The organism is Nocardioides pyridinolyticus (assembly GCF_054653575.1).
The window spans coordinates 25,323-45,268 of sequence record NZ_BAAIFY010000010.1 but is presented as its reverse complement, the minus strand read 5'-3'; the positions used below and the strand labels follow the sequence as shown (position 1 = coordinate 45,268).

At 73.6% G+C, this 19,946-nt stretch carries 18 protein-coding genes and 1 tRNA gene; 7 read left to right on the top strand and 12 right to left on the bottom strand.

The genetic code is table 11. The features are described from left to right. Positions 1-124: 124 nt before the first annotated feature. The 5 genes from ACYQ0U_RS10915 to ACYQ0U_RS10895 all read right to left on the bottom strand — a co-directional run bounded on the left by ACYQ0U_RS10915 (position 125) and on the right by ACYQ0U_RS10895 (position 4,761). Positions 125-1,105 (bottom strand): ribose-phosphate diphosphokinase, encoded by a 981-nt coding sequence (locus ACYQ0U_RS10915; protein WP_459972614.1) that lies wholly within the window; start codon positions 1,103-1,105, stop codon positions 125-127. 34 nt (positions 1,106-1,139) lie between these two features. After that, positions 1,140-2,615 (bottom strand): bifunctional UDP-N-acetylglucosamine diphosphorylase/glucosamine-1-phosphate N-acetyltransferase GlmU, encoded by a 1,476-nt coding sequence (glmU, locus tag ACYQ0U_RS10910; RefSeq protein ID WP_459972612.1) that lies wholly within the window; start codon positions 2,613-2,615, stop codon positions 1,140-1,142. Between the two features lies 1 nt (position 2,616). After that, positions 2,617-2,695, bottom strand: a tRNA-Gln gene (locus ACYQ0U_RS10905). A 63-nt stretch (positions 2,696-2,758) separates the two neighbouring features. Next, positions 2,759-4,120 carry a sensor histidine kinase gene (locus ACYQ0U_RS10900; RefSeq protein ID WP_459972610.1) on the bottom strand — a complete coding sequence of 454 codons (1,362 nt, stop codon included), beginning with the start codon at positions 4,118-4,120 and terminating at the stop codon, positions 2,759-2,761. A gap of 26 nt (positions 4,121-4,146) precedes the next feature. Next, a complete protein-coding gene (locus tag ACYQ0U_RS10895; RefSeq protein WP_459972607.1) occupies positions 4,147-4,761 on the bottom strand; it encodes a response regulator transcription factor in 615 nt (204 codons plus the stop codon). A 100-nt stretch (positions 4,762-4,861) separates the two neighbouring features. Between ACYQ0U_RS10895 and ACYQ0U_RS10890 the strand changes: the two genes are divergently transcribed. The 7 genes from ACYQ0U_RS10890 to ACYQ0U_RS10860 all read left to right on the top strand — a co-directional run bounded on the left by ACYQ0U_RS10890 (position 4,862) and on the right by ACYQ0U_RS10860 (position 13,385). Continuing rightward, complete coding sequence (locus ACYQ0U_RS10890) at positions 4,862-5,884, top strand: iron ABC transporter substrate-binding protein (protein ID WP_459972605.1); 1,023 nt, start codon at positions 4,862-4,864, stop codon at positions 5,882-5,884. A gap of 80 nt (positions 5,885-5,964) precedes the next feature. Continuing rightward, positions 5,965-7,413, top strand: a complete 1,449-nt coding sequence (locus ACYQ0U_RS10885) for an ABC transporter permease (protein WP_459972603.1) — start codon at positions 5,965-5,967, stop codon at positions 7,411-7,413. Beyond that, positions 7,410-8,432, top strand: coding sequence for an ABC transporter ATP-binding protein (locus ACYQ0U_RS10880; protein WP_459972600.1), 1,023 nt, complete (start codon positions 7,410-7,412; stop codon positions 8,430-8,432). Before ACYQ0U_RS10885 ends, ACYQ0U_RS10880 begins: the two co-directional genes overlap by 4 nt. Before the next feature lie 45 nt (positions 8,433-8,477). Continuing rightward, the gene (locus ACYQ0U_RS10875; protein WP_459972598.1) at positions 8,478-9,572 is read left to right on the top strand and encodes an ATP-dependent DNA ligase; all 1,095 of its coding nucleotides are present in this window, start codon (positions 8,478-8,480) and stop codon (positions 9,570-9,572) included. Positions 9,573-9,582: 10 nt separating this feature from the next. After that, the gene (locus ACYQ0U_RS10870) at positions 9,583-10,143 is read left to right on the top strand and encodes a hypothetical protein (RefSeq protein WP_459972595.1); all 561 of its coding nucleotides are present in this window, start codon (positions 9,583-9,585) and stop codon (positions 10,141-10,143) included. A gap of 7 nt (positions 10,144-10,150) precedes the next feature. Next, positions 10,151-10,753, top strand: a complete 603-nt coding sequence (locus ACYQ0U_RS10865) for a hypothetical protein (protein WP_459972593.1) — start codon at positions 10,151-10,153, stop codon at positions 10,751-10,753. A gap of 13 nt (positions 10,754-10,766) precedes the next feature. Beyond that, entirely contained in the window at positions 10,767-13,385 is a 2,619-nt protein-coding gene (locus tag ACYQ0U_RS10860; protein ID WP_459972591.1) for a stealth conserved region 3 domain-containing protein, read from the top strand. Between the two features lie 39 nt (positions 13,386-13,424). Here ACYQ0U_RS10860 and ACYQ0U_RS10855 read toward each other — a convergent pair whose 3' ends face one another. The 7 genes from ACYQ0U_RS10855 to ACYQ0U_RS10825 all read right to left on the bottom strand — a co-directional run bounded on the left by ACYQ0U_RS10855 (position 13,425) and on the right by ACYQ0U_RS10825 (position 19,853). Further along, positions 13,425-13,838, bottom strand: a complete 414-nt coding sequence (locus tag ACYQ0U_RS10855; protein WP_459972809.1) for a hypothetical protein — start codon at positions 13,836-13,838, stop codon at positions 13,425-13,427. 186 nt (positions 13,839-14,024) lie between these two features. Next, entirely contained in the window at positions 14,025-14,447 is a 423-nt protein-coding gene (locus ACYQ0U_RS10850) for a hypothetical protein (protein WP_459972589.1), read from the bottom strand. 17 nt (positions 14,448-14,464) lie between these two features. After that, on the bottom strand, positions 14,465-15,442 hold the full coding sequence (locus ACYQ0U_RS10845) for a sulfotransferase family protein (RefSeq protein WP_459972587.1): 978 nt from the start codon (positions 15,440-15,442) through the stop codon (positions 14,465-14,467). Next, positions 15,439-16,353: a tRNA (adenosine(37)-N6)-threonylcarbamoyltransferase complex ATPase subunit type 1 TsaE gene (gene tsaE, locus ACYQ0U_RS10840; protein ID WP_459972585.1), complete on the bottom strand. Its 915-nt coding sequence runs from the start codon at positions 16,351-16,353 to the stop codon at positions 15,439-15,441. Before tsaE ends, ACYQ0U_RS10845 begins: the two co-directional genes overlap by 4 nt. Further along, the gene (locus tag ACYQ0U_RS10835) at positions 16,350-17,378 is read right to left on the bottom strand and encodes an alpha/beta fold hydrolase (RefSeq protein WP_459972581.1); all 1,029 of its coding nucleotides are present in this window, start codon (positions 17,376-17,378) and stop codon (positions 16,350-16,352) included. Before ACYQ0U_RS10835 ends, tsaE begins: the two co-directional genes overlap by 4 nt. After that, a complete protein-coding gene (alr, locus tag ACYQ0U_RS10830) occupies positions 17,375-18,469 on the bottom strand; it encodes an alanine racemase (RefSeq protein WP_459972579.1) in 1,095 nt (364 codons plus the stop codon). The genes ACYQ0U_RS10835 and alr overlap by 4 nt, the downstream gene beginning before the upstream one ends. 16 nt (positions 18,470-18,485) lie before the next feature. Continuing rightward, positions 18,486-19,853 (bottom strand): NAD(P)H-hydrate dehydratase, encoded by a 1,368-nt coding sequence (locus ACYQ0U_RS10825; protein WP_459972577.1) that lies wholly within the window; start codon positions 19,851-19,853, stop codon positions 18,486-18,488. Positions 19,854-19,946 lie beyond the last annotated feature (93 nt).

Sequence of the window (19,946 nt, the reverse complement as noted above, 5' to 3'; positions counted from 1 at the left end):
CGCGCGGACCGCGGGGGCACACCCGGAGGTAGCCAGCCCTGTCGATCACGGAGCTCCCTCTCGGGGGCTCCCTCGCCGAGGCAACCGCACAAGCCTAACGGGGGTACGACGAGAGTGCGAATCCTCAGGTGTTGCCGTCGAACATCGAGGTGACCGAGCCGTCCTCGAACACCTCGCGGATCGCCCGGGAGACCAGCGGCGCGATCGACAGGCAGGTGAGCTTGTCGAACTCCTGGTCCGGGGACAGCGGCAGCGTGTTGGTGACGACGACCTCGGCGGCCGGGGAGTTCTTGAGCCGGTCCACGGCCGGGTCGGAGAGGATCGCATGGGTGGCGGCGATGATCACGCCCGCGGCGCCGTCGGCCATGAGGGCCTCGGCGGCCTTCACGATGGTGCCGCCGGTGTCGATCATGTCGTCGACCAGCACGCACATCCGGCCGCTGACGTCACCGACGACGCGGTTGGCGACGGTCTCGTTCGGGCGGTCGATGCGGCGGGTCTTGTGGATGAAGGCCAGCGGCGCGCCACCGAGGCGGGAGGACCAGCGCTCGGCCACCTTGATCCGGCCGGCGTCCGGGGAGACGACGGCGAGCTGCTGGTTGCCGTACTTCTCCTTCACGTAGTCCGCGAGGATCGGCAGCGCCATCAGGTGGTCGACCGGGCCGTCGAAGAAGCCCTGGATCTGGTCGGCGTGCAGGTCGACGGTGATCAGCCGGTCGGCGCCCGCGGTCTTGAACAGGTCGGCCATCAGGCGGGCCGAGATCGGCTCGCGACCCTTGTGCTTCTTGTCCTGGCGGGCGTAGCCGTAGAACGGCATCACGACCGTGATCCGCTTGGCCGACGCGCGCTTGAGGGCGTCGACCATGATCAGGTGCTCCATGATCCACTCGTTGATCGGAGCCGTGTGGCTCTGGATCACGAAGGCGTCGCAGCCGCGGACCGACTCCTCGTAGCGGACGTAGATCTCGGAGTTCGCGAACTCGTACGCCGACTGCGGGACCAGGTCGGTCCCGAGGAGCTCGGCGACCTCGTTGGCCAGCTCGGGGTGCGCCCGACCGCTGAAGACCATCAGGTTCTTCTCGGTGGTCTTCTTGTATCCGGTCACGGTCGCTGCTCCCTCGGTCGCCGGAGGCCGTACATCAGGATTCTGCCACGTCCTGTTCACCCTCCGGTCGACCGCCCGGGCCCTCGGACAGCGCGGCCTCGGCCGCCTCCGCCTGCGCGGTGCCCGCGCGCTTGCGCAGCGCCCACCTCTCGAGGTTGCGCTGCGGGCCGCTCGAGACGGCGAGAGCGCCCGGCGGCACGTTGCGGCGTACGACGGTGCCGGCGCCGGTGCCGGCACCGTCCCCGACCTCGACCGGCGCGACGAAGGTGTTGTTCGAGGCCGTCTTCGCGTGCTTGCCGATCTTCGTGCGGTGCTTCTGCACGCCGTCGTAGTTGGCGAAGATCGTGCCCGCGCCGATGTTGGTCCCCTCGCCGATCTCCGCGTCGCCGACGTAGGAGAGGTGCGGGACCTTGGCGCCGTCCCCGATCCGGGCGTTCTTGGTCTCGACGAAACCGCCGATCTTGCCGCCGGCGCCCAGGCTCGTGCCGGGGCGCAGGTAGGAGAACGGCCCGACGTTCGCGCCGACGCCGATCACCGCGAGCTCGCCGTGGGTGCGGACGACGCGCGCGCCGGCGCCCACCTCGCAGTCCTTGAGCGTGCTGTCCGGGCCGACCACCGCGTCCTCCCCGACGACCGTGGTCCCGAGCAGCTGGACGCCGGGCAGGATCGTGACGTCCCGCCCCAGCACCACGTCGGCGTCGATCCACGTCGTCGCCGGGTCCATCACCGTGACGCCGTCGCGCATCCAGCCCTCGACGATGCGGCGGTTCATCTCCGCGCCCATCCGGGCGAACTGCACGCGGTCGTTGACGCCTTCGGTCTGCATGACGTCGTCGACCGGGTAGGCGCCGACGGTCAGGCCGTCCTCACGCGCCAGGGCGATGGCGTCGGTCAGGTAGTACTCGCCCTTGGCGTTGTCGTTGCCGATCCGCGGCAGCGCGGACAGCAGGAACTCGGCGTCGAAGGCCAGGATCCCCGAGTTGATCTCCCGGACCTCGCGCTGCTCCGGCGTCGCGTCCTTCTCCTCGACGATCGCCTCGACGTCGCCCTCGTCGTTGCGGAGCACGCGCCCGTAGCCGAACGGGTCCGCGACGATCCCGCTCAGGATGCTGACCGCCCGCTGCGCCGCCTCGTGCTCGGCGGCGAAGTCGCGCAGCGACTCCCCGCGCAGGAGGGGCGTGTCGCCGTACGCCACCAGGACGGTGCCGTCGAGGCTCTGCCCGTTCGCAGCCGCCGCCTCGACCGCCATCCGCACGGCGTGGCCGGTGCCGAGCTGCTCCTCCTGGACCGCCACCACGGCGTCCGGCACGAGCTCGAGGACGTGCGGCTCCACCTGGTCGCGCTGGTGTCCGACCACCGCCACGATCCGTGCCGGCTCGACCGCCCGGGCCGCCGCGAGGACGTGACCGATCATGGTGCGACCCGCGATCGGGTGCAGCACCTTCATGGTCTTGGACTTCATCCGGGTGCCGCCGCCTGCGGCGAGCACCACGACCGTCAGCTGGCTCACGCTCCCCGGGTAGGAGTCGAACCTACGTCGCTAGTCCTGATTCAAAGTCAGGCGGGCCCTGCCGGCAGACCAACCGGGGATTGTTGGGAGACAGGCTAGGCCAGCCTCGCCCGTCGGGTGGTTTCGAGGCTCCCGCAGGCCGATCAGCTCGTTCGCGAGCACGCCTCACCCAGGCTCCGCCTGAGCTTCCCTCCCTTCGGCGGCGCGCCGCCTCCGGCGTTCGTCAGCGGCACCGAGGCGACAGCTCGCGCTCCGGCGCCGGGCGAGCTCCGAACGTCGAACCTGCCTCCCCAGCTCTCGATCGCCGCTCGCGCCAGGCGGAGCCCGGTCCCCGGAGGTCGCGAGGGGTCGAAGCCGGGTCCGTCGTCCTGGACGCACAGGTCGAGGGCGTCGCCGCGACGCGAGACGGTCACCAGGACCCGGGCGCCGGCGGCGTGCTTGGCGACGTTGCGCATGAGCTCCTTCGCGACCCGGTGCACGACCTCGACCGCTGGCACGTCCAGCCCCAGCTCGGCGTCGACCACGAGGGTCACGCGGTCCTCCGCGAGCCCGATCTGCTCCGGCCAGCGGCGAAGAGCCGCCTCCAGGTCGTCGTGCTGGCTGCCGTGGTCGTGCCCGCGGTCGAGGAGCGCGCGCAGGTGCTCGACGTCGGCGTCGATGATGTCGGCCATCCGTCGCGCCAGGTCGTCGGCGCGCGGACTCAGGTCCTCCTCGCGGAGCGCGTCGATGAGGATCGCGACCGACGCGAGATCCTGGATCGAGCGCTCGTGCAGCGCCTCGGCCATCCGGCGGTGCTCCGTCGAGGCCGCCATCAGGGCGTCGTGGCTGACCTGCCGGCGTACGCGCTCGCCCGCGGTCACGCGGCGCGCGAGGACGACGGACAGCGGCAGCGTCGCCAACCCGAGGACGAGGACGCCTCCCAGCGCGACGGGCAGCCAGTCGGCCAGCAGGCCGGAGCGCATCTGCGCGTACCCGTGCACCGGTCGCCGGACCTCGAGAGCGAACGTCAGGCCGGACCTGTCGGTGAAGCCGGCGTAGGCCACGTACAAGGGCTCGGGCCGCCCGCGACCGGGGTGGACGCCCTGCTCGACGCGCTGGACGACGCGCTGGACGACGCGCTGGACGACGATGTCGGTCGTCCCGAGGACCGGGACGGCGTCGGCCGATCGCTCCACGAGTCCCGCGGCGGCCGGGTCCGACGACCAGACGATCTCCGCGCTTCCCCCGGCACGGCGCTGCCAGAGGTGCACGGAGGCCAGCTCGTTCGCCGCGAGCCAGGGGCCCACCCGCGCGGGCAGGCTCTCGACGCCCGGACCGTCGGCTGCGGACAGGTCGGCACTCGTCAGCGGGACGACCAGGTCGAGCGCCGTCGTGCGCACCGTCGCCGCAGCAGCGTCGTCCGCCTCCTGGGTCGCGAGCCGGTGCCCCTGCCAGAGCACCGCACCCCCGACCGCCGCCATCACCACGACGATCCCGGCGACATGGCGGGCCAGAGCCCACTGCACGTACCGCTCGGGAGCCGGCCGGGGAATCACGGGTGGTGGCCGCCGTCGACGTCGATGAGGCCCTCGCGATGAGCGGTCAGCACGGCCTCGAGCTGGCTGCTAGCGCCCAGCTTCACGTACGTGCTCTTGAGATGGTCACGCACGGTGTGGTGGCTGATCTCGAGCCTTCTCGCCGCCTGCCGGACGTCCTGTCCGTCGGCGAGCAGGGTCAGGACCTCGATCTCGCGCCGGCTCAAGCGGCTCGGGACGTCGGCAGCATCGCCGGTCGTCGCCGGCGGGAGCCGTCCCTCCAGTGCGTCCAGCAGCACCGTGAGGCTCGAGCCCTTCGGGAGGACCGACGCGGCACCGCCCGACGTCGCCCGGGCCACCACGTGCGGATGAGGATGGGCCGTCAGCACGACCACGCGGCAGCCACCTGGCTGGTCCACGAGCTGGGGCACGAGGGAGGTGCCGTCGCCGTCGGGGAGCCGGACGTCGACGACGGCCCGGTCGAACGCGGAACGTCCGAGCTCGGTGCGTGCGTCGGCGAGGCTGTGCGCGACCACGACGGTGGCGTACTCGGCGCGGCCGGCGAGGACGTGCGCCAGCGACTCCGCGAGCACCGGATGGTCGTCGACGACCAGCAGGTGATGTCCGTGCACCTCACACCCCTTTCCGCCAGCACCCCCTCAGATGGGGGAGTGCGACGACCACCAGCCGTCTTTTAGGTTAGCCTAACCAATCTTGAAAGAGGACAGAATCATGCGCAGTCGCACCTCCCTCCTTGCCGTCGGCCTGCTCTCGCTGGCCCTCACCGGATGCGGCAACGACGACTCCGGCTCGGGCGGCGACACCGCGTCCGACGAGCCGCTCGTGGTGTACGTCGGACGCGACGAGGAGCTCGTCGCGCCGCTGATCGAGCAGTTCACCGAGGAGAGCGGGATCGAGGTCGAGGCCCGGTACGCCGACACCCCCGACCACCTGGCACTGCTCATGGAGGAGGGGGACCAGACCCCGGCCGACGTCTTCCTCTCCCAGGACGCCGGCGCGCTCGGCGCCCTGGCAGCCGAGGGCAACGTGCAGACCCTGCCCGAGGAGATCACGTCCGCGGTGCTGCCCGCGTTCACCTCGACCGACGGCTCCTGGGTCGGCGTCACCGGCCGCGCCCGGGTCATCGCCTACAACGCCGAGGCACTCGGCGCCGACGAGGTCCCGACCAGCGTCACCGCGCTGACGGACCCCGAGTGGGCCGGACGCGTCGGGGCCGCGCCGGGCAACGCCTCCTTCCAGGCGTTCGTCACCGGGTTCCGCACCGCCGAGGGTGACGACGCAGCGCGCGCCTGGCTCGAGGACATGGCGGCCAACGACCCCCAGACGTTCGAAGGGAACGGCGACGTCCTCGAGGCTCTCGAGAGTGGCGTCATCGACATCGGCCTGATCAACCACTACTACGTCTTCAAGCTCGCGGCCGAGGTCGGCTCGGACAACGTCGTGACCGAGCTGCAGTTCCCCGAGGCCGGGGACCCGGGCGCCCTGGTCAACGTGACCGGCGCGGCCGCACTCTCCGACCACCCCGACGCCCAGGCGTTCATCTCCTACCTCGTCTCCGAGGAGGGCCAGCAGTACTTCGCCGACACCACCTTCGAGTACCCCCTGGTCCCCGGCATCGCCGCTCCGGACGGCCTGCCCGAGCTGACCTCGATCAAGGGCCCGGTCGCGGACCTGTCCGACCTCGCGGACGTCGGCACCTCCATCACCATGATCGAGGAGGCTGGGCTCAGCTGAGCGGCCTGCTCGCCCAGCGCCGGCCCCCGGCCCTCCTGCTGGCAGGAGCGGCTCTGGGGGCTGGCTGCGCGCTGCTCCCGTTGCTCTACCTGGTGGTCCGGGTGACCACGGCCGGTCGCACCGAGGTCGTCGAGTCCCTCCTACGCGACCAGGTGCTGGACTGGACGCTCAACAGCGTGGTGCTGGTCAGTGCGGTCGTCTCGACCTGCCTGGTCCTCGGCGTCGCCATCGCCTGGCTCCTGACCTCGACGGACCTGCCCCTGCGCGGCCCCCTGCTGGTCCTGAGCGCACTCCCCCTCGCGGTGCCGTCCTACGTCGCCGCCTTCGGCTGGCTCACGACCACACCGACCCTCGCGGGCTTCTGGCCCACGTGGGCCATCCTCAGCGCCACCTGCGTGCCGTACGTCGTGCTCCCGACCGCCGCCGCGCTGCGGTCCGCCGACGCCACGCTGGTCGAGGTGGCGCGGAGCCACGGTCGGCGTCCCTTCGCCGCGTGGCGCACGGGGCTGCTTCCCCAGGTGCTGCCCGCTGCCGCAGCCGGCGCGCTGCTGGCGGGCCTCTACACGCTGGCCGACTTCGGCACGCCGGCCCTGATGCGGCACCACGTGCTCACCTTCGCCATCGAGCGCTCGTACGGCTCCTTCGTGAGCCGGGACCGCGCGGTCGTCCTGGCCATGGCCCTGGTGGTGGCGGCCGTGGTCCTGGTGCTGCTCGAGCGTGGTGCACGTGGCAACGCCCGACGCTGGTCGGTCTCGTCCGGCTCCCCGCGCGCACTGGTCCCGGCGAGGCTCGGCCCGGCCCGACTGCCGGCGCTCGTGCTGGTGCTCGCTCCCGTGGTGGTCGCCGTCGTGGTTCCGGTGGTCGCGCTGTTCCGCCGGCTCGCGCTCGGTACACGCACGCGCCTGGACCTGGAGGAGCTCGCCGACGCGGCCGTCGCGACGCTGACCGTCGGGCTCGTGGGCGGCCTGGTGGCGATGCTGCTCGCCTCGTGCGTGGGTGTGCTGGCGGCGCGTCACTCCGGCAGAGGGGTCGCGTTGCTCGAGACGGGTGCCTTCGCGGGGCATGCGCTGCCGGGCATCGTGGTCGGCCTGTCGCTCGTCTACTTCTCGCTGCGCGTGGTGCCGGCGCTCTACCAGAGTCTCGCGATCCTGGTCTTCGCCTACGCGGTGCTCTTCATGCCGAAGGCGATCGGAGCGATCCGCACGTCCGTCGCCGCGGTGCCTCCCCGGATCGGGGAGGTGGCCGCCTCGCTCGGTCGCGGACGGGTGCGGGTCGGACTCGTGACCGGTCGGATCGCCGCCCCCGGCATCACGGCCGGGTTCCTCCTCGTGGTCGTCACCGTGATGAAGGAGCTCCCGGCGACCCTGCTGCTGCGACCCTCCGGCTTCGACACGCTCGCCACCGAGATGTGGTCGCGCAACGCCGGCGCCGCCCAGGGGGCGGCGGCGCCGTACGCGCTCGTGCTGGTGCTCATGGCGTGCGTGCCGTCCTTCCTGTTGACCAGAAGCAAGGGCTGGGGGTCCCGGTGACCGTGGTGGATGTCAGAGGACTGGACTTCTCGTACGGCGAGGAACCGGTGCTGTCCAAGGTCTCCGTCGGCGTGGAGACCGGCGACCTGCTCGGCGTGATCGGCCGGAGCGGCTGCGGGAAGACGACGCTGCTGCGACTGCTGGCCGGGTTCGAGCGACCCCGCGCCGGCACCATCAGGCTCGGCGGGGACGTGGTCGCCGACCGCACCCGGTTCGTGCCCACCCACCAGCGACGCATTGGGATCGTCCCCCAGGAGGGGGCGCTCTTCCCGCACCTCGACGTGGCGGGCAACGTCGCGTTCGGGCTGCCGGCGCGGAGCGCCGGGCGAGAGGAACGGGTCGCCGAGCTGCTCGACCTCGTCGGGCTGTCCGGCTACGAGCGCCGCCTTCCCCGGGAGCTCTCCGGAGGTCAGCAGCAGCGCGTCGCCCTCGCTCGGGCCCTCGCCCCGCGGCCCGAACTGGTGCTGCTCGACGAGCCCTTCGCCTCGCTGGACCAGGCCACGCGCGTCCGGTTGCGACGCGAGGTGAAGCGCGTGCTGGTCCACGAGAAGGTGAGTGCCGTGCTGGTGACCCACGACCGCGAGGAGGCGCTCTCGGTCGCCGACCGGGTCGCCGTCATGGTGCAGGGCCGAGTGGTGCAGACCGGGACGCCGGCAGAGGTCTACCACCGACCGCGGAACCGGGACGTCGCGGAGCTCCTGGGCGAAGCCACCATCCTGCACGCGGCCAGCGTTCACGGCCGGGTCGCGGACACCGAGCTCGGGCCGACCCCGTGCCGGTCTCCTCAGGCGCCTGGGCCGGCCGAGCTGCTGCTCCGGCCCGAGCACTGCGTCATCGACCCGCGCGGGACACCCGCCACCGTCGTCAGCGCGGAGTTCCTCGGTCCGACCACCCAGGCGGTGTGCCGACTCGACAGCGGCACCACCGTTCTCGCCTGGCTCGAGGACGCCCTCGTGCCCGGCGACCGGATCCGCCTGGGTGTGCGCACGGCACTGCACGTCCTCGCGACGGACGCGTAGTCGGGGCGAGGGACGGTCGCCGGCCCCGGAACTAGAGTCCTGAGCGTGGACCTTCCTGTGATGCCGCCGATCCTCCCGATGCTGGCGAAGAGCACCAGCCTCGAGAAGGCACTCGCGCAGCTGCCGCACGTCCACATCGAACCCAAGTGGGACGGCTTCCGGTGCCTGGTGTTCAAGGACGGCGACGAGGTGGAGCTGGCCAGCCGCAACACCAAGCCGCTCACCCGCTACTTCCCCGAGGTCGTCGCGGCGATGCGGGAGCAGCTGCCCGAGCGCTGCGTGCTCGACGGCGAGCTGTTCGTCGCCGTCGGGGACAGACTCGAGTTCGAGGTGCTCCAGGAGCGGATCCACCCGGCCGAGTCGCGGATCACCATGCTCAGCGAGAAGACCCCAGCGTCGTACGTCGCCTTCGACCTGCTCGCGCTCGGCGACGAGGCGTACGCCGAGCGCCCGTTCGAGGAGCGGCGCGCGGCCCTCGAGCGGGCCCTCGCCGGACTCAGCCACGAGGGAGGCCCCTGCTACCTCACCCGCGCGACCACCGACCCCGCCGAGGCCGAGGAGTGGTTCCACCAGTTCGAGGGCGCGGGCCTCGACGGCGTCGTGGCCAAGCCCCTGGGTGCGCCATACCAGCCCAACGCCCGCGCCATGCTCAAGATCAAGCACGAGCGCACCGCCGACGTCGTCGTCGCCGGCTACCGCGAGCACAAGACCAGCACGCCGGAGCGGCCGCTGCTCGGCAGCCTCCTGCTCGGCCTCTACGCCGACGGCGAGCTCCAGCACATCGGCGTCAGCGCCAGCTTCACCGAGAAGCGGCGCGCCGAGCTGATCGAGGAGCTCCAGCCGCTCGTGGTCGACATCGCCGAACACCCGTGGGGCCGATGGCAGGAGTTCCTGACCGCGAACCCCGACCGCGTCCCGGGCACACAGAGCCGCTGGAGCCAGGGCAAGGACCTGTCGTTCACGCCCCTGCGCCCCGAGCGCGTGCTGGAGGTCAAGTACGACCACATGGAGGGCCGCCGCTTCCGGCACACCGCCCACTTCAAGCGGTGGCGGCCCGACCGCGATCCGGAGTCGTGCGGCTACGAGCAGTTGGAGGAGCCGGTGCGCTACGACCTCGCTAGGATTCTCAGCGTCGACTGAGAGGCAAGCCATGTCCGAGAACAGCTCCAGTGAGGACTACGACGTCGTCCTGCTCGTCGAGCAGGCGCTGACCGCCCAGGACGCCGCCCAGGTGCACTCGCTGCACGAGGGCCTGGACCAGCCGGTGACCTACCACGTGCTCCTGCCGCTGGAGGACGCCGCGGCGCGGATCGAGTCCGCGATGGGCTCGCTGACCGCGGGCGACATGCTCGCGTCGCCGACGATGCCGATGAGCGAGGTCGACCTCGAGGCCGTCCGCAAGGACTGCGAGGACCGCTCCCACGCCGAGCTCCAGCAGACCCTGGAGGCGCTGCGCGCGAGCGGCGCCACCGCGCACGGCCAGGTCGTCGTCGACCCGCCGATCGACGCCCTGGCGGCGAAGGTGACCGAGGTCGACGGCCGCGAGGCGATCATCCTGACCCGCCCGCACGTCGTCGCGGAGTTCTTCCACCTCGACTGGACCTCCAAGGCGCGCCGCCGCCTCGGCGTCCCGATCCTCCACCTGCTCGAGCGCGAGAACTTCGACGAGCAGGCCGAGGGGTACGGCGACGAGGGCGTCACGGGGCTCTGAACCGCACGTGAAGCTCACCCGTCGGCGCGCCTCCGGCGCCGGCCCGGTCGCGTCGTACGCCGGCATCCTCGACGGTCGCCGGCTCTGGCTCTCCGCCGAGGGCGCTCCCGCGCTCCGCGACGCGGCCGGCACGCTGCACCCGCTCGCCGGCGATCCCGCCAGCGGGCTGGACCTGCCCGGGACCGAGGGCGAGTGGGACGTCGTCGTCGACGGCGAGCCGGTGACGATCGCGCCGTTCGCGAAGAGCACGACCCGGGTGCCGCCCGACGGCCCGTGGCAGTGGGCCCTGGTGCGCACCGACGCCGGGACGCTCCGGGTCCGCCGCCGCCGGCGCGCTCCGGGCGTCGACGTGGTCGGCTTCGCCGTCGAGGGCGACGGCGTGCGAGTGACGCTGGCCGGGGAGGTCGAGGCGGTGCGGGTCGGCGAGGCGACGTACCCGGTCGCCGACGGCGCCGTGGTGCTCACGCCCGGCCCGACCGGGCCGGTGCTGGCACAGCCCGGCGACCGGCCGCTGCGCCGCCGCGCCAACGACCTCGCGACGCCCGGCCAGGCCGTGCTGCTGCCCGACCCACTGCGCTGGTCGCCGGCCGGGGAGCTGGTCGCCCGGTGAGGCTGGTGATCTGGTGAAGCTGGCGTTCGTCGTCTTCAACCTCGACGGCATGGGCGGCACGTCCCGCTCGGCCATCACCCAGGCCAATGCACTGGCCGCTGCGGGGCAGCACGACGTGCGGCTGGTCAGCATCACCCGCAGCGCCGACGCCCCGCACTACGACGTCGACCCGCGGATCGCGGTCGAGTACCTCGCCGACGTCCGCGACTCCCCCGCGCTGCACGACCGCCCGTCGGTGCTGGTGCCCCCGCGGTGGGACGGCCAGTTCTCCGCGCTCACGGACGCCGCGATGCTCGAGGCGCTGCCCCGGCTCGAGGCGGACGTCGTCGTCACCGTGACCCCGGCGCTGCTCGCCGCCGCCGCGCAGCTGGTGCCGCGGACCGCCGTACTCGTCCACCAGGAGCACCGCTCCTCCTCCGACCGCACCTCCGGCCTCGAGCCGCTGCTCGCCTTCGCGCCGCGGACCGACGTCGTCGCGATGCTGACGCCCAGCACCGCGGACTGGCTGCGCGACCAGCTCGGCGAGCTGTGCCCCGAGATCGTCGTGATGCCGAACCCGCTCCCGCTCGGCTTCACCCCGCGCTCCAACCTCGACCAGCCGCTGATCGTCTCCGCCGGCCGGCTGGTGATGGAGAAGCAGTTCGGCCGGCTCGTGCAGGCGTTCGCCGAGGTCGCCGACCGGCTGCCGGACTGGCGGCTCCGCATCCACGGCGACGGGCCGGCCCGCCCCGAGATCCGCCGCCAGGTCCGCAAGCTCGGCCTCTACGACCGGGTCGAGCTGCCCGGCAGCACCACCGACATGGGCGGCGAGTGGGCCAAGGCCGGCATCGCCGCGCTCACCTCGCGCGCCGAGGGCTTCCCCCTGGTCGTGCAGGAGGCGATGGCCGCGGGCGTCCCCGTCGCCAGCTTCGACTCACCGTCCGGACCGCGCGAGATCATCCGGCACGAGGTCAACGGGCTCCTGGTCGCCCAGGGCTCGATCGCCGGCATGGCCAGCGCCCTGCTCCGGCTCGCCACCGACGACGACCTGCGCCACCGCCTCGGCGCGGGCGCGCTGGAGTCCTCGCGGCAGTACGACGCCCACGACCTCGCCGCGCGCTGGACCCGGGTCTTCGAGGACGCCCGCGCCCGCCGCGGCGCGGCCCGTCCCGCACCGGCCCCCGCCGAGGTGCCGGACCGCACCGTCACCGACACCACGCCCGCGGAGGCCCGCCGCGCCACGCTCTCCCTGGCGGCCGGCATCGCCCGGTCGGTCAGCGACGCGTGGTTCGTGATCCCGGCCCACGAGGCCGCCGAGCCGACCGTGGTGCTGCCCATGGACGCCCGCGACGCGTTCCTCGCCGACCTCGCCGACCTCGCCGACACCGCGCTGCCGGCCTACCTCTCGCTCCTGGACCCGCCCACCGCCGGCTGGCCCGAGCGCCGCGGGCCGGTCGCCGGCCTCGCGACCGACCTGCGCCGCGGCCGGCGCAGCCGGATGGTCCTCGAGCCGTGGCCGGACTCCGGCCTGCTCGGGCAGGGCTGCGGCGTGGCCGTGGAGTTCTGGGAGGCAGGCCCCGACGGCGATCTCGTCTCGCCCGGCCCCAACCGCTACGCGCACCGAGTGCCCCGCGGAACCGCCACCGTCGACGCCGAGGTCGCGGGCGTGCTGGTGCGGACGCTGCCGCTGATGGCGGAGCCGACCGTCAACGAGTGCCGCTTCCCCGTCGACGTCGTCTACACCTGGGTCGACGGCGGCGACGACGCGTGGAACGACGCCCGCGAGCGCCGCCTCGCCGAGGTCACCGGCACCGCGCTGACGCGGGAGTCCAGCGGCCGCGCGCGCTACCTCTCGCGCGACGAGCTGCGCTTCTCGATGCGCAGCGTCCACCTCTTCGCCCCGTGGGTACGCCGCATCCACCTGGTCACCGCCGGCCAGGTGCCCGCGTGGCTCGACACCGGCCACCCGCGGCTGCAGGTCGTCGACCACCGCGACATCCTCCCGGCCGACGCGCTGCCGACCTTCAACTCGCACGCGATCGAGACCGGCCTGCACCGGGTGCCGGGCCTGAGCGAGCAGTGGATCTACCTCAACGACGACGTGTTCCTCGCCCGGCCGCTGCGCCCCGAGGCGTTCTTCAGCCCGGCCGGCCAGTTCGCCGCCTTCATGTCGGACACGACCGTCGGCCTCGAGGACGCACCCGGCGCACCGCCGTACCTCAAGGCGGCCTGGAACAACCGGCGCCTGCTGCGCGAGGCCTTCGGCGTCACCACCACGAACCACCTCGCCCACACCCCGCACCCGCACCGGGTCTCGGTCCTGCGCGAGATCGAGCAGCGCTTCCCGGACGCCCTGGCCGCGACGGCCCGCGCGCCGTTCCGCTCCGACACCGACGTCTCGCTGCTGAGCTCCCTGGCCCAGCACTACGGGCTCGTCACCGGGTCGGCGTACGTCGGCCGGGGCGACCTGGCGTTCGTGAACCTCAGCAACAGCGACGTCGCCCGCCAGCTCAACCAGCTGCTGGACCGGCAGCAGGACTTCATCTGCCTGGCCGACCACCACGACTACGCGCTGCCGCCCGAGCGGGTCGAGGAGCTGCTGGCCGACTTCCTCGCGGCGTACTTCCCGGTCGCCGCGCCGTGGGAGCGCTGAGGGCGCCGTCACCACGGACGTCGGCAGGGTGCTGGTCTCCTACCCGGACTCGCAGTCGCGCTCGACCTCCGCGCGGCACCGGTCGAACCCGTCGTACCCGAGCGCCCGGTCGCGACCGCCGCCCCCGAGCAGGACGTCGTCCTCGGGGCCGCCCCGGAGGACGTCGTCACCGCCCTCGCCGCGCAGCGTGGTCGCGACGCCCTCGCACTGCTCGCTCCGGACCTCGAGCACGTCGAGACCGCCCGCACCGCGGACCTCCGAGCGGCACGCGTCGGTGACGACCACGTCGCGACCGCTGGTCCCCAGCACCGAGACCGACTCACGGACCCGCCCGGTCGTCCCGACGCGCAGCTCCTCGGCGGCGAACGGCGCGGTGACCTCACTCCGACGGACGGTCTGCCCGGCCAGGTCGTAGACCACCGGCAGGTCGTCGAAGTCGCTGTAGCCGAGCATCTCGATCACGTCGCGCCCCGGGCCTCCGCGGGCGGTCGGACCCCGGCCCTCCGGAGAGGTCCGCCTCCCCGCGCAGCGAGGTGAACGCGGTGAGGGCGTCGTCCCCGGCGGCGAGGGCGACCCGGTCCTCGTCCTCCTGCCGCACCGAACCGGACTCGACCCGGTCGTCGCCTCCGCGGGTCCTGATCACGTCAGCGTTCGCGGGCCCGCTCCGGCGTAGGAGTCCTCGCCGTCGAAGTTCTCCCCGTACACGCGGTCGCGGCCGGCCGAGCCCACGAATCGGTCCGACCCCGACCCGAGCACGACGAGGTTGCGGCCCGCGCGGTGGTGGGACCGGACGCGGTCGTCGCCGTCGCCGGCGTCGACCCGGGCGGCGCCGCGCACGCAGATCGCGTCGTCACCGCCGAGGGCGAGCACCTGGGTCCGGTCCGACGCGACGATGACGTCGTCGCCGTCGGTGCCCTCGACGTGCTCCTGGTCCGGGGAGCCGACGACCGTCGGCGTCAGGCCGAAGCAGGTCTCGGCGGCGCGGGCGGCGTCCGGGAGCGTGGTCAGCGATGCCGTCACCACCACGGCCGTCATCAACTGGTGTAGCCGACTCACTCCCATGGGTCCCACCTCCCGCGTCAGCCGTTCTCGGTGATCCCCAGCCGGGCCTTGAGCGCGTCGATCCGCTTCTGCTTGTTCTCGATCCGCCGGGTGAGGTTGCGGCGCACCTGCGCCACCTGGGCGGTCTGCTCGTCCAGCGCCATCGCGGCGGCGAACTCGTACATCTCGACGTACTCCTCGCGCAGCCGCGCCAGGTCGGCGATCGCCGCCTCGTCGTGCGGCTGCTCCACGAGCACGCCCATCGCGGCCCACGTGCGGTCCGCGAGGTCGCGCAGCTGCGGGGTGATCTCGAGGTCGTCCCACGTCACCTGCGAGCGGTTGAGCTTCGCGTCGATGAAGTCGTCGACCGGGTGGGGAGGGGTCGTGTCGTCGTAGGTGATCGCGAGCTGCTCCCCCGCCCGCGCCATCGTCGTGCGCCAGTCGGCCAGCAGGTCGGCGTACGGCACGAAGGCGCGGCGGTGCCCGCGGGTGGCGCGCTCGGTCTCGAACGCGGCGTTCACCCAGGCGGCGATGTTGGTGGTCTCGCGCTGGCGGCGGAAGCTCGGCGAGGTCTCGGTGAGGTACGCCGTGTCGCGACTGCGCACCACCTCGGTGGGGTGGCGGAGCATGGTGAGCGTGGTGACCTCGGCGCCGAGCTCGCCGGCGACCCGCAGCCACAGGTCGTGCACCCAGAACTCGCGCGGGTCCTTGATCACCACCTGCGGCTGGCCGAGCTCGCCGGACAGCCACTCGCGCAGCCGCTCCTCGACCTCGGGCGTGACGGCCTCGGCGGCCTTCTCGACCGCGGTCGGGCGGGAGTCGATGGTGCGCACCGGGATCGGGTTGAGCAGCTCCTTGTGGAACTCGGTCACCCACAGCGGCTCGTAGTAGCCGCGGGGGTTGGACTCGTCGGCCTCGACCTCGGGCTGCGGCACGTGCAGGCCGAGCCGCTTGAGGGTGCCGGCGACGCTGCTGGTGCCGCTGCGCCCGGAACCGGTGACGATCACGAGCTTCATCCGAGCCCCCTGAAGGAGAGTGCGTGCCAGCGCGGGCCGACCGGGGTGATCTCGACCCGGCGCGGGTCGAGGCCGTCGTGCGGCGCGTCGCCGCGGACGATCGCGACCTCGAGCCGCGACTCCGAGAGCCCCTCGGCGAGGCCCTCGCCCCACTCGACCACGGTGACCGCGTCGTCGAGCGAGGTGTCGAGGTCGAGGTCGTCGAGCTCGTCGAGCCCGCCGAGGCGGTAGGCGTCGACGTGGACGAGGTCCGGGCCGCCGATCAGCGACGGGTGCACCCGCGCGATCACGAACGTCGGCGAGGTGACGTCGCCGCGGACGCCGAGCCCGGCGCCGACCCCCTGGGTGAACGTGGTCTTGCCCGCCCCGAGCTCGCCGCTCAGCACGATCAGGTCGCCGGCGCCGAGCTGGCCGGCCAGCGAGCGGCCCAGGCCTCGCATGGCGTCGGCGTCCGGCACCTGCACGACGTGGGTGCGCAACGGCCGGCGGAGCTCGACGTTCGGCGACTCGCGCGCGATCTCGCGGAACCCCTGCCGCTCCCAGAACCTCCGGGTCTGCGGCAGCTCCTCGCGGGCCACCACCGTGAGGTCGTCCGAGCCGTCGGCGGCGGCCACCGCGGCCTCGATGAGCGCGGCGGCGACCCCGTGACCCTGGGCGTCGGGGTGCACGCCGAAGCGCCGGAGGTACGTCGTGCTGCCGATCCGGTCCAGCACCAACGCCCCCACCGGCGAGCCGTCGAGGCAGGCGAGGAGCCCCCCGCCGGCGGCGAGACGCGCGCCGATCGACTCCGCGGTCTCGGTGAGCGCCGCGGCGGGCGGGTCGAGCGGGGGGCGTGCCGCGAAGGCAGCGCGCACCACGGCGTACACCTCCGCCGCCGACTCCGGGCCGACGCGCCTGACCTCGAGCGTCACGCGACGGCTCCCGTCGTCGCGAGCAGCCGGTCGAGCTCGCCGTTGACCTCGTCGGACCGCTCCAGGATCACCATGTGCCCGGCGCCGTGGGCCTCGAGCAGCTCCGAGCCGTCGATCCGGCTGTGCAGCTTGCGGCTGTGGCCGATCGAGGTGAGCTTGTCGTCGGTGCCGCAGATGACGGTGGTGGGCACCTTGGCCAGCACGCCGACGTGGTCGAACTTGTCCATGCTGCTGAAGCCGGGGAAGAACTCCGCCACGACCTCGAACGGCGTCGCCGCGAGCATGCTGTCGACGAAGTCGACATAGCTCGCCGGGACGTCGTCGCCGAACGCCAGCTGGTCGGTCGCGACCAGCGCGACGTTGCGGCCGAGCCGGCGCAGCCCGTCGACCGCGCGGTGGCCGCGGGCGAGGGTGGCGACGCCGCGGTGGAGCGCGCCGGACACGCCCCAGCCCGGGACCATCGGGAAGAGGATCCGGCTCGGGTCGAGGCCGCCGGCAGTCGTGGAGATGAGCGCCGTGCCGACGACCTTGTCGCCGAGCAGCTCGGGGAACTGCTCGGCCAGCGCGACGATCGTCATGCCGCCCATCGAGTGACCGACGAGCACGACCGGGCCGTCGGTGACGTTCTCGATGATCGTGCGGAGGTCCTGGCCGAGCTGGTCGATGGTCGCGTTGCCCAGCGGCGACCTGCCGGACCGGCCGTGCGAGCGCTGGTCGTAGAACACCGAGCGCACGCGGCCGCGGTAGTGCTCGCGCTGGAAGTGCCAGCAGTCCAGGGTGAGCGCGTAGCCGTGGCAGAACACCAGCGTGACGTCGCTGTCGGCCTCGTCCACCTCCACGTGCAGCGGGGTGCCGTCGTCGGCGACGATCGTCACCGGGTCGGCGCGCAGGCTGCCGAACGCCGGGTGCTCCTCCGGGTTCCGGCCGGTGATCCGGCGGCGCTGCCGGGCGGTGAGCCCGGCTCCGGCGGCGGCGAGTCCGACGGCCGTCGCGGCGGCGCCGATGATGCGGGTGCGGGTCCTCACTGGTCGACGTACCTCCGGGTCGGTCGGCCCCCGAAGCGCGTGACGATCTCGTAGGAGATGGTGTCGGCGGCCTCGGCCCAGTCCTGGGCGGTCGGCTCTCCCCGGGTGCCCGGGCCGAACAGCACGACCTCCGCGCCGGGCCCGGGCCGGTCGCCGCCGAGGTCGACGACGAACTGGTCCATGCACACGCGGCCGCGCATCGGCCGCTGCCGGCCGTCGACCAGGACGTGGGCGGTGTTGCTCGCGTGGCGGGGCACGCCGTCGCCGTACCCGATCGGCACGAGGCCCACGGTCGTGGGCGTCTCGGCGACCCAGGTGTGGCCGTAGGAGACGCCCGCGCCGGCTTCGATCGGCTTGGCGGAGAGGAGCGGCGCGGTCACCGTCATCGCGGGCATCAGGCCGAGGTCGGGGGTCTCACCGGGCGCCGGGTCGAGGCCGTACGACGCCAGCCCGAACCGGACCAGGTCGAACCGGCTGCTCGGCCGCAGGATGCCGGCGGCGCTGTTGGCGAGGTGGCGGACCTCGGGGGTCAGCCCCTCCGCTGCGTCGAGGGCGGCGCGGAAGACCTGCTCCTGCGCGGCGTTCGCCGGGTGGCCGGGCTCGTCGCTGGCGGCGAAGTGCGACCAGATGCCGGTGATCGTCCAGCTGCCGTCCGCCTCGCCCTCCCGGGCGCGGGCGACGACCGCGGGCCAGTCGTCGAGGGTGGCGCCGCCGCGGGAGAGGCCGGTGTCGACCTTGAGCTGGACGCGGGCCCGGCGGCCGGTGGCGGCGATGGCGTCGAGCTCGGCCACGGAGTAGGCGGTGACGTCGACGTCCGCGTCGATCGCGGCCGCCCAGTCGTCCCCGGGCATCGTCAGCCAGCACAGCAGCCGGCCGCGGTCGCCGCTCGCGCGGAGCCGCAGCGCCTCGGCGATGGTGGCGACCCCGATCCACTCCGAGCCCGCCTCGCGGGCGGCCCGGGCGACCTCGACCATGCCGTGGCCGTAGCCGTCCGCCTTGACCACCGTCATCGACGGGACACCGGTCAGCTCGCGCAGCGTGCGGACGTTGTGCCGGATCGCGGCGAGATCGACCACGATCTCGGGGCTCATGCCACCGATTCTCCCATCACGGGGTGGGCAGCCCCCGCACGGCGTCCGGGATGGCGTGGGCCACGGCGCTCGCGACCAGCGGTCCCCGGCGCCCGGCGAGGGTCGCCGCGGCACCGTGCAGCCAGGAGCCGACCGAGGCGGCGTCGTACGGCGACAGGCCGGCCGCGAGCAGCGACCCGATCAGCCCGCCGAGCACGTCGCCGGCGCCGGCGGTGGCGAGCCACGGGGTGCCGGTGGTGGTGACGCGGGTCCGGCCGTCGGGTGCCGCGACGAGCGTGTGGCGGCCCTTGAGGAGGACCGTGGCGTGGTAGCGCCGCGCGGCTGCGCGCGCGTGGTGGAGCGGCCGGGCCTCGATGTCGGCGCGCTCGGCCCCGGTGATCGCGGCCAGTTCGCCGGCGTGCGGGGTGAGCACCGCGTGCTCGGGCGGGTGGGTGACGTGCCGGAGGGCGTCGGCGTCGATGACGAGCGGGACGTCGTCGTCCAGGGCTCTGCTCAGCTCGTCGCCGGCCTGCTCGCCGCCGCCCGAGCCGACGACCCACGCCTGGACGCGCCCCTCGCCGACCACCTCGGGGTGGGCGCGCTTCACGTCCTCGGCCGCCGCGCCGACGTAGCGCACCATCCCGCACAGGCCGGCGTTGGCGCCGGCGACGCTGAGCAGGGCGGCGCCGGGGTACTGCGCGCTGCCCGCGCGGACGCCGACGACGCCGCGGGTGTACTTCTGCGCGTCCGACGAGGGCCGCGGCAGGAGCCGGGCGACGTCCTCGGGCTGGAGCGCCTCGACGGCGGCCAGCGGCAGGTCGAGACCGAGGTCGACGAGGTGCACCGCGCCGCACGCGTGGGCCGCGGGGTCGACGAGGTGCGCGATCTTGTGGGTGCCGAACGTGACCGTCACGTCGGCCGTGACGTGCGGCCCGTCGAGCTCACCGGTGTCGACGTCGACGCCGCTGGGGATGTCGACCGCGACGATCGGGACGCCGCTCACCCGCTCCAGTGCGCGCTGCGCGTCCTCCCGCAGCCCGGGGCGGCCGCCGATGCCGACGATGCCGTCGACGACCAGGTCCGGCCGCGCGGGGTCGGCCGTGATGCGTCCGCCGGCTGCTCGCAGGGCGGCGACCCCGCCCGCGTGCGCCGAGTCCGACAGCAGCCACGCCTCGACCTGCACCCCGCGCCGCGCGAGCAGTGCTCCGGCGTACAGCGCGTCGCCGCCGTTGTCCCCCGACCCCACCAGCAGCAGCACCCGCCGCCCGTACGCCGTGCCGAGCAGGTCGAGCACCGCGTAGGCCAGCCCCGCCGCGGCCCGCTGCATCAGCGCGCCCTCCGGCAGCCGCGCCATCAGCTCCGCCTCCGCCGCCCGCACCTGCTCGACGGTGTGCGCGCTCCTCATGGGTCTCAACGTAGCGGGGGCGGGTCGGCGGCGTACCCACGGACGATCCTGTCCTCCGGAGGTCCCTCAGCGACAGGATCGTCCGTGGGTACG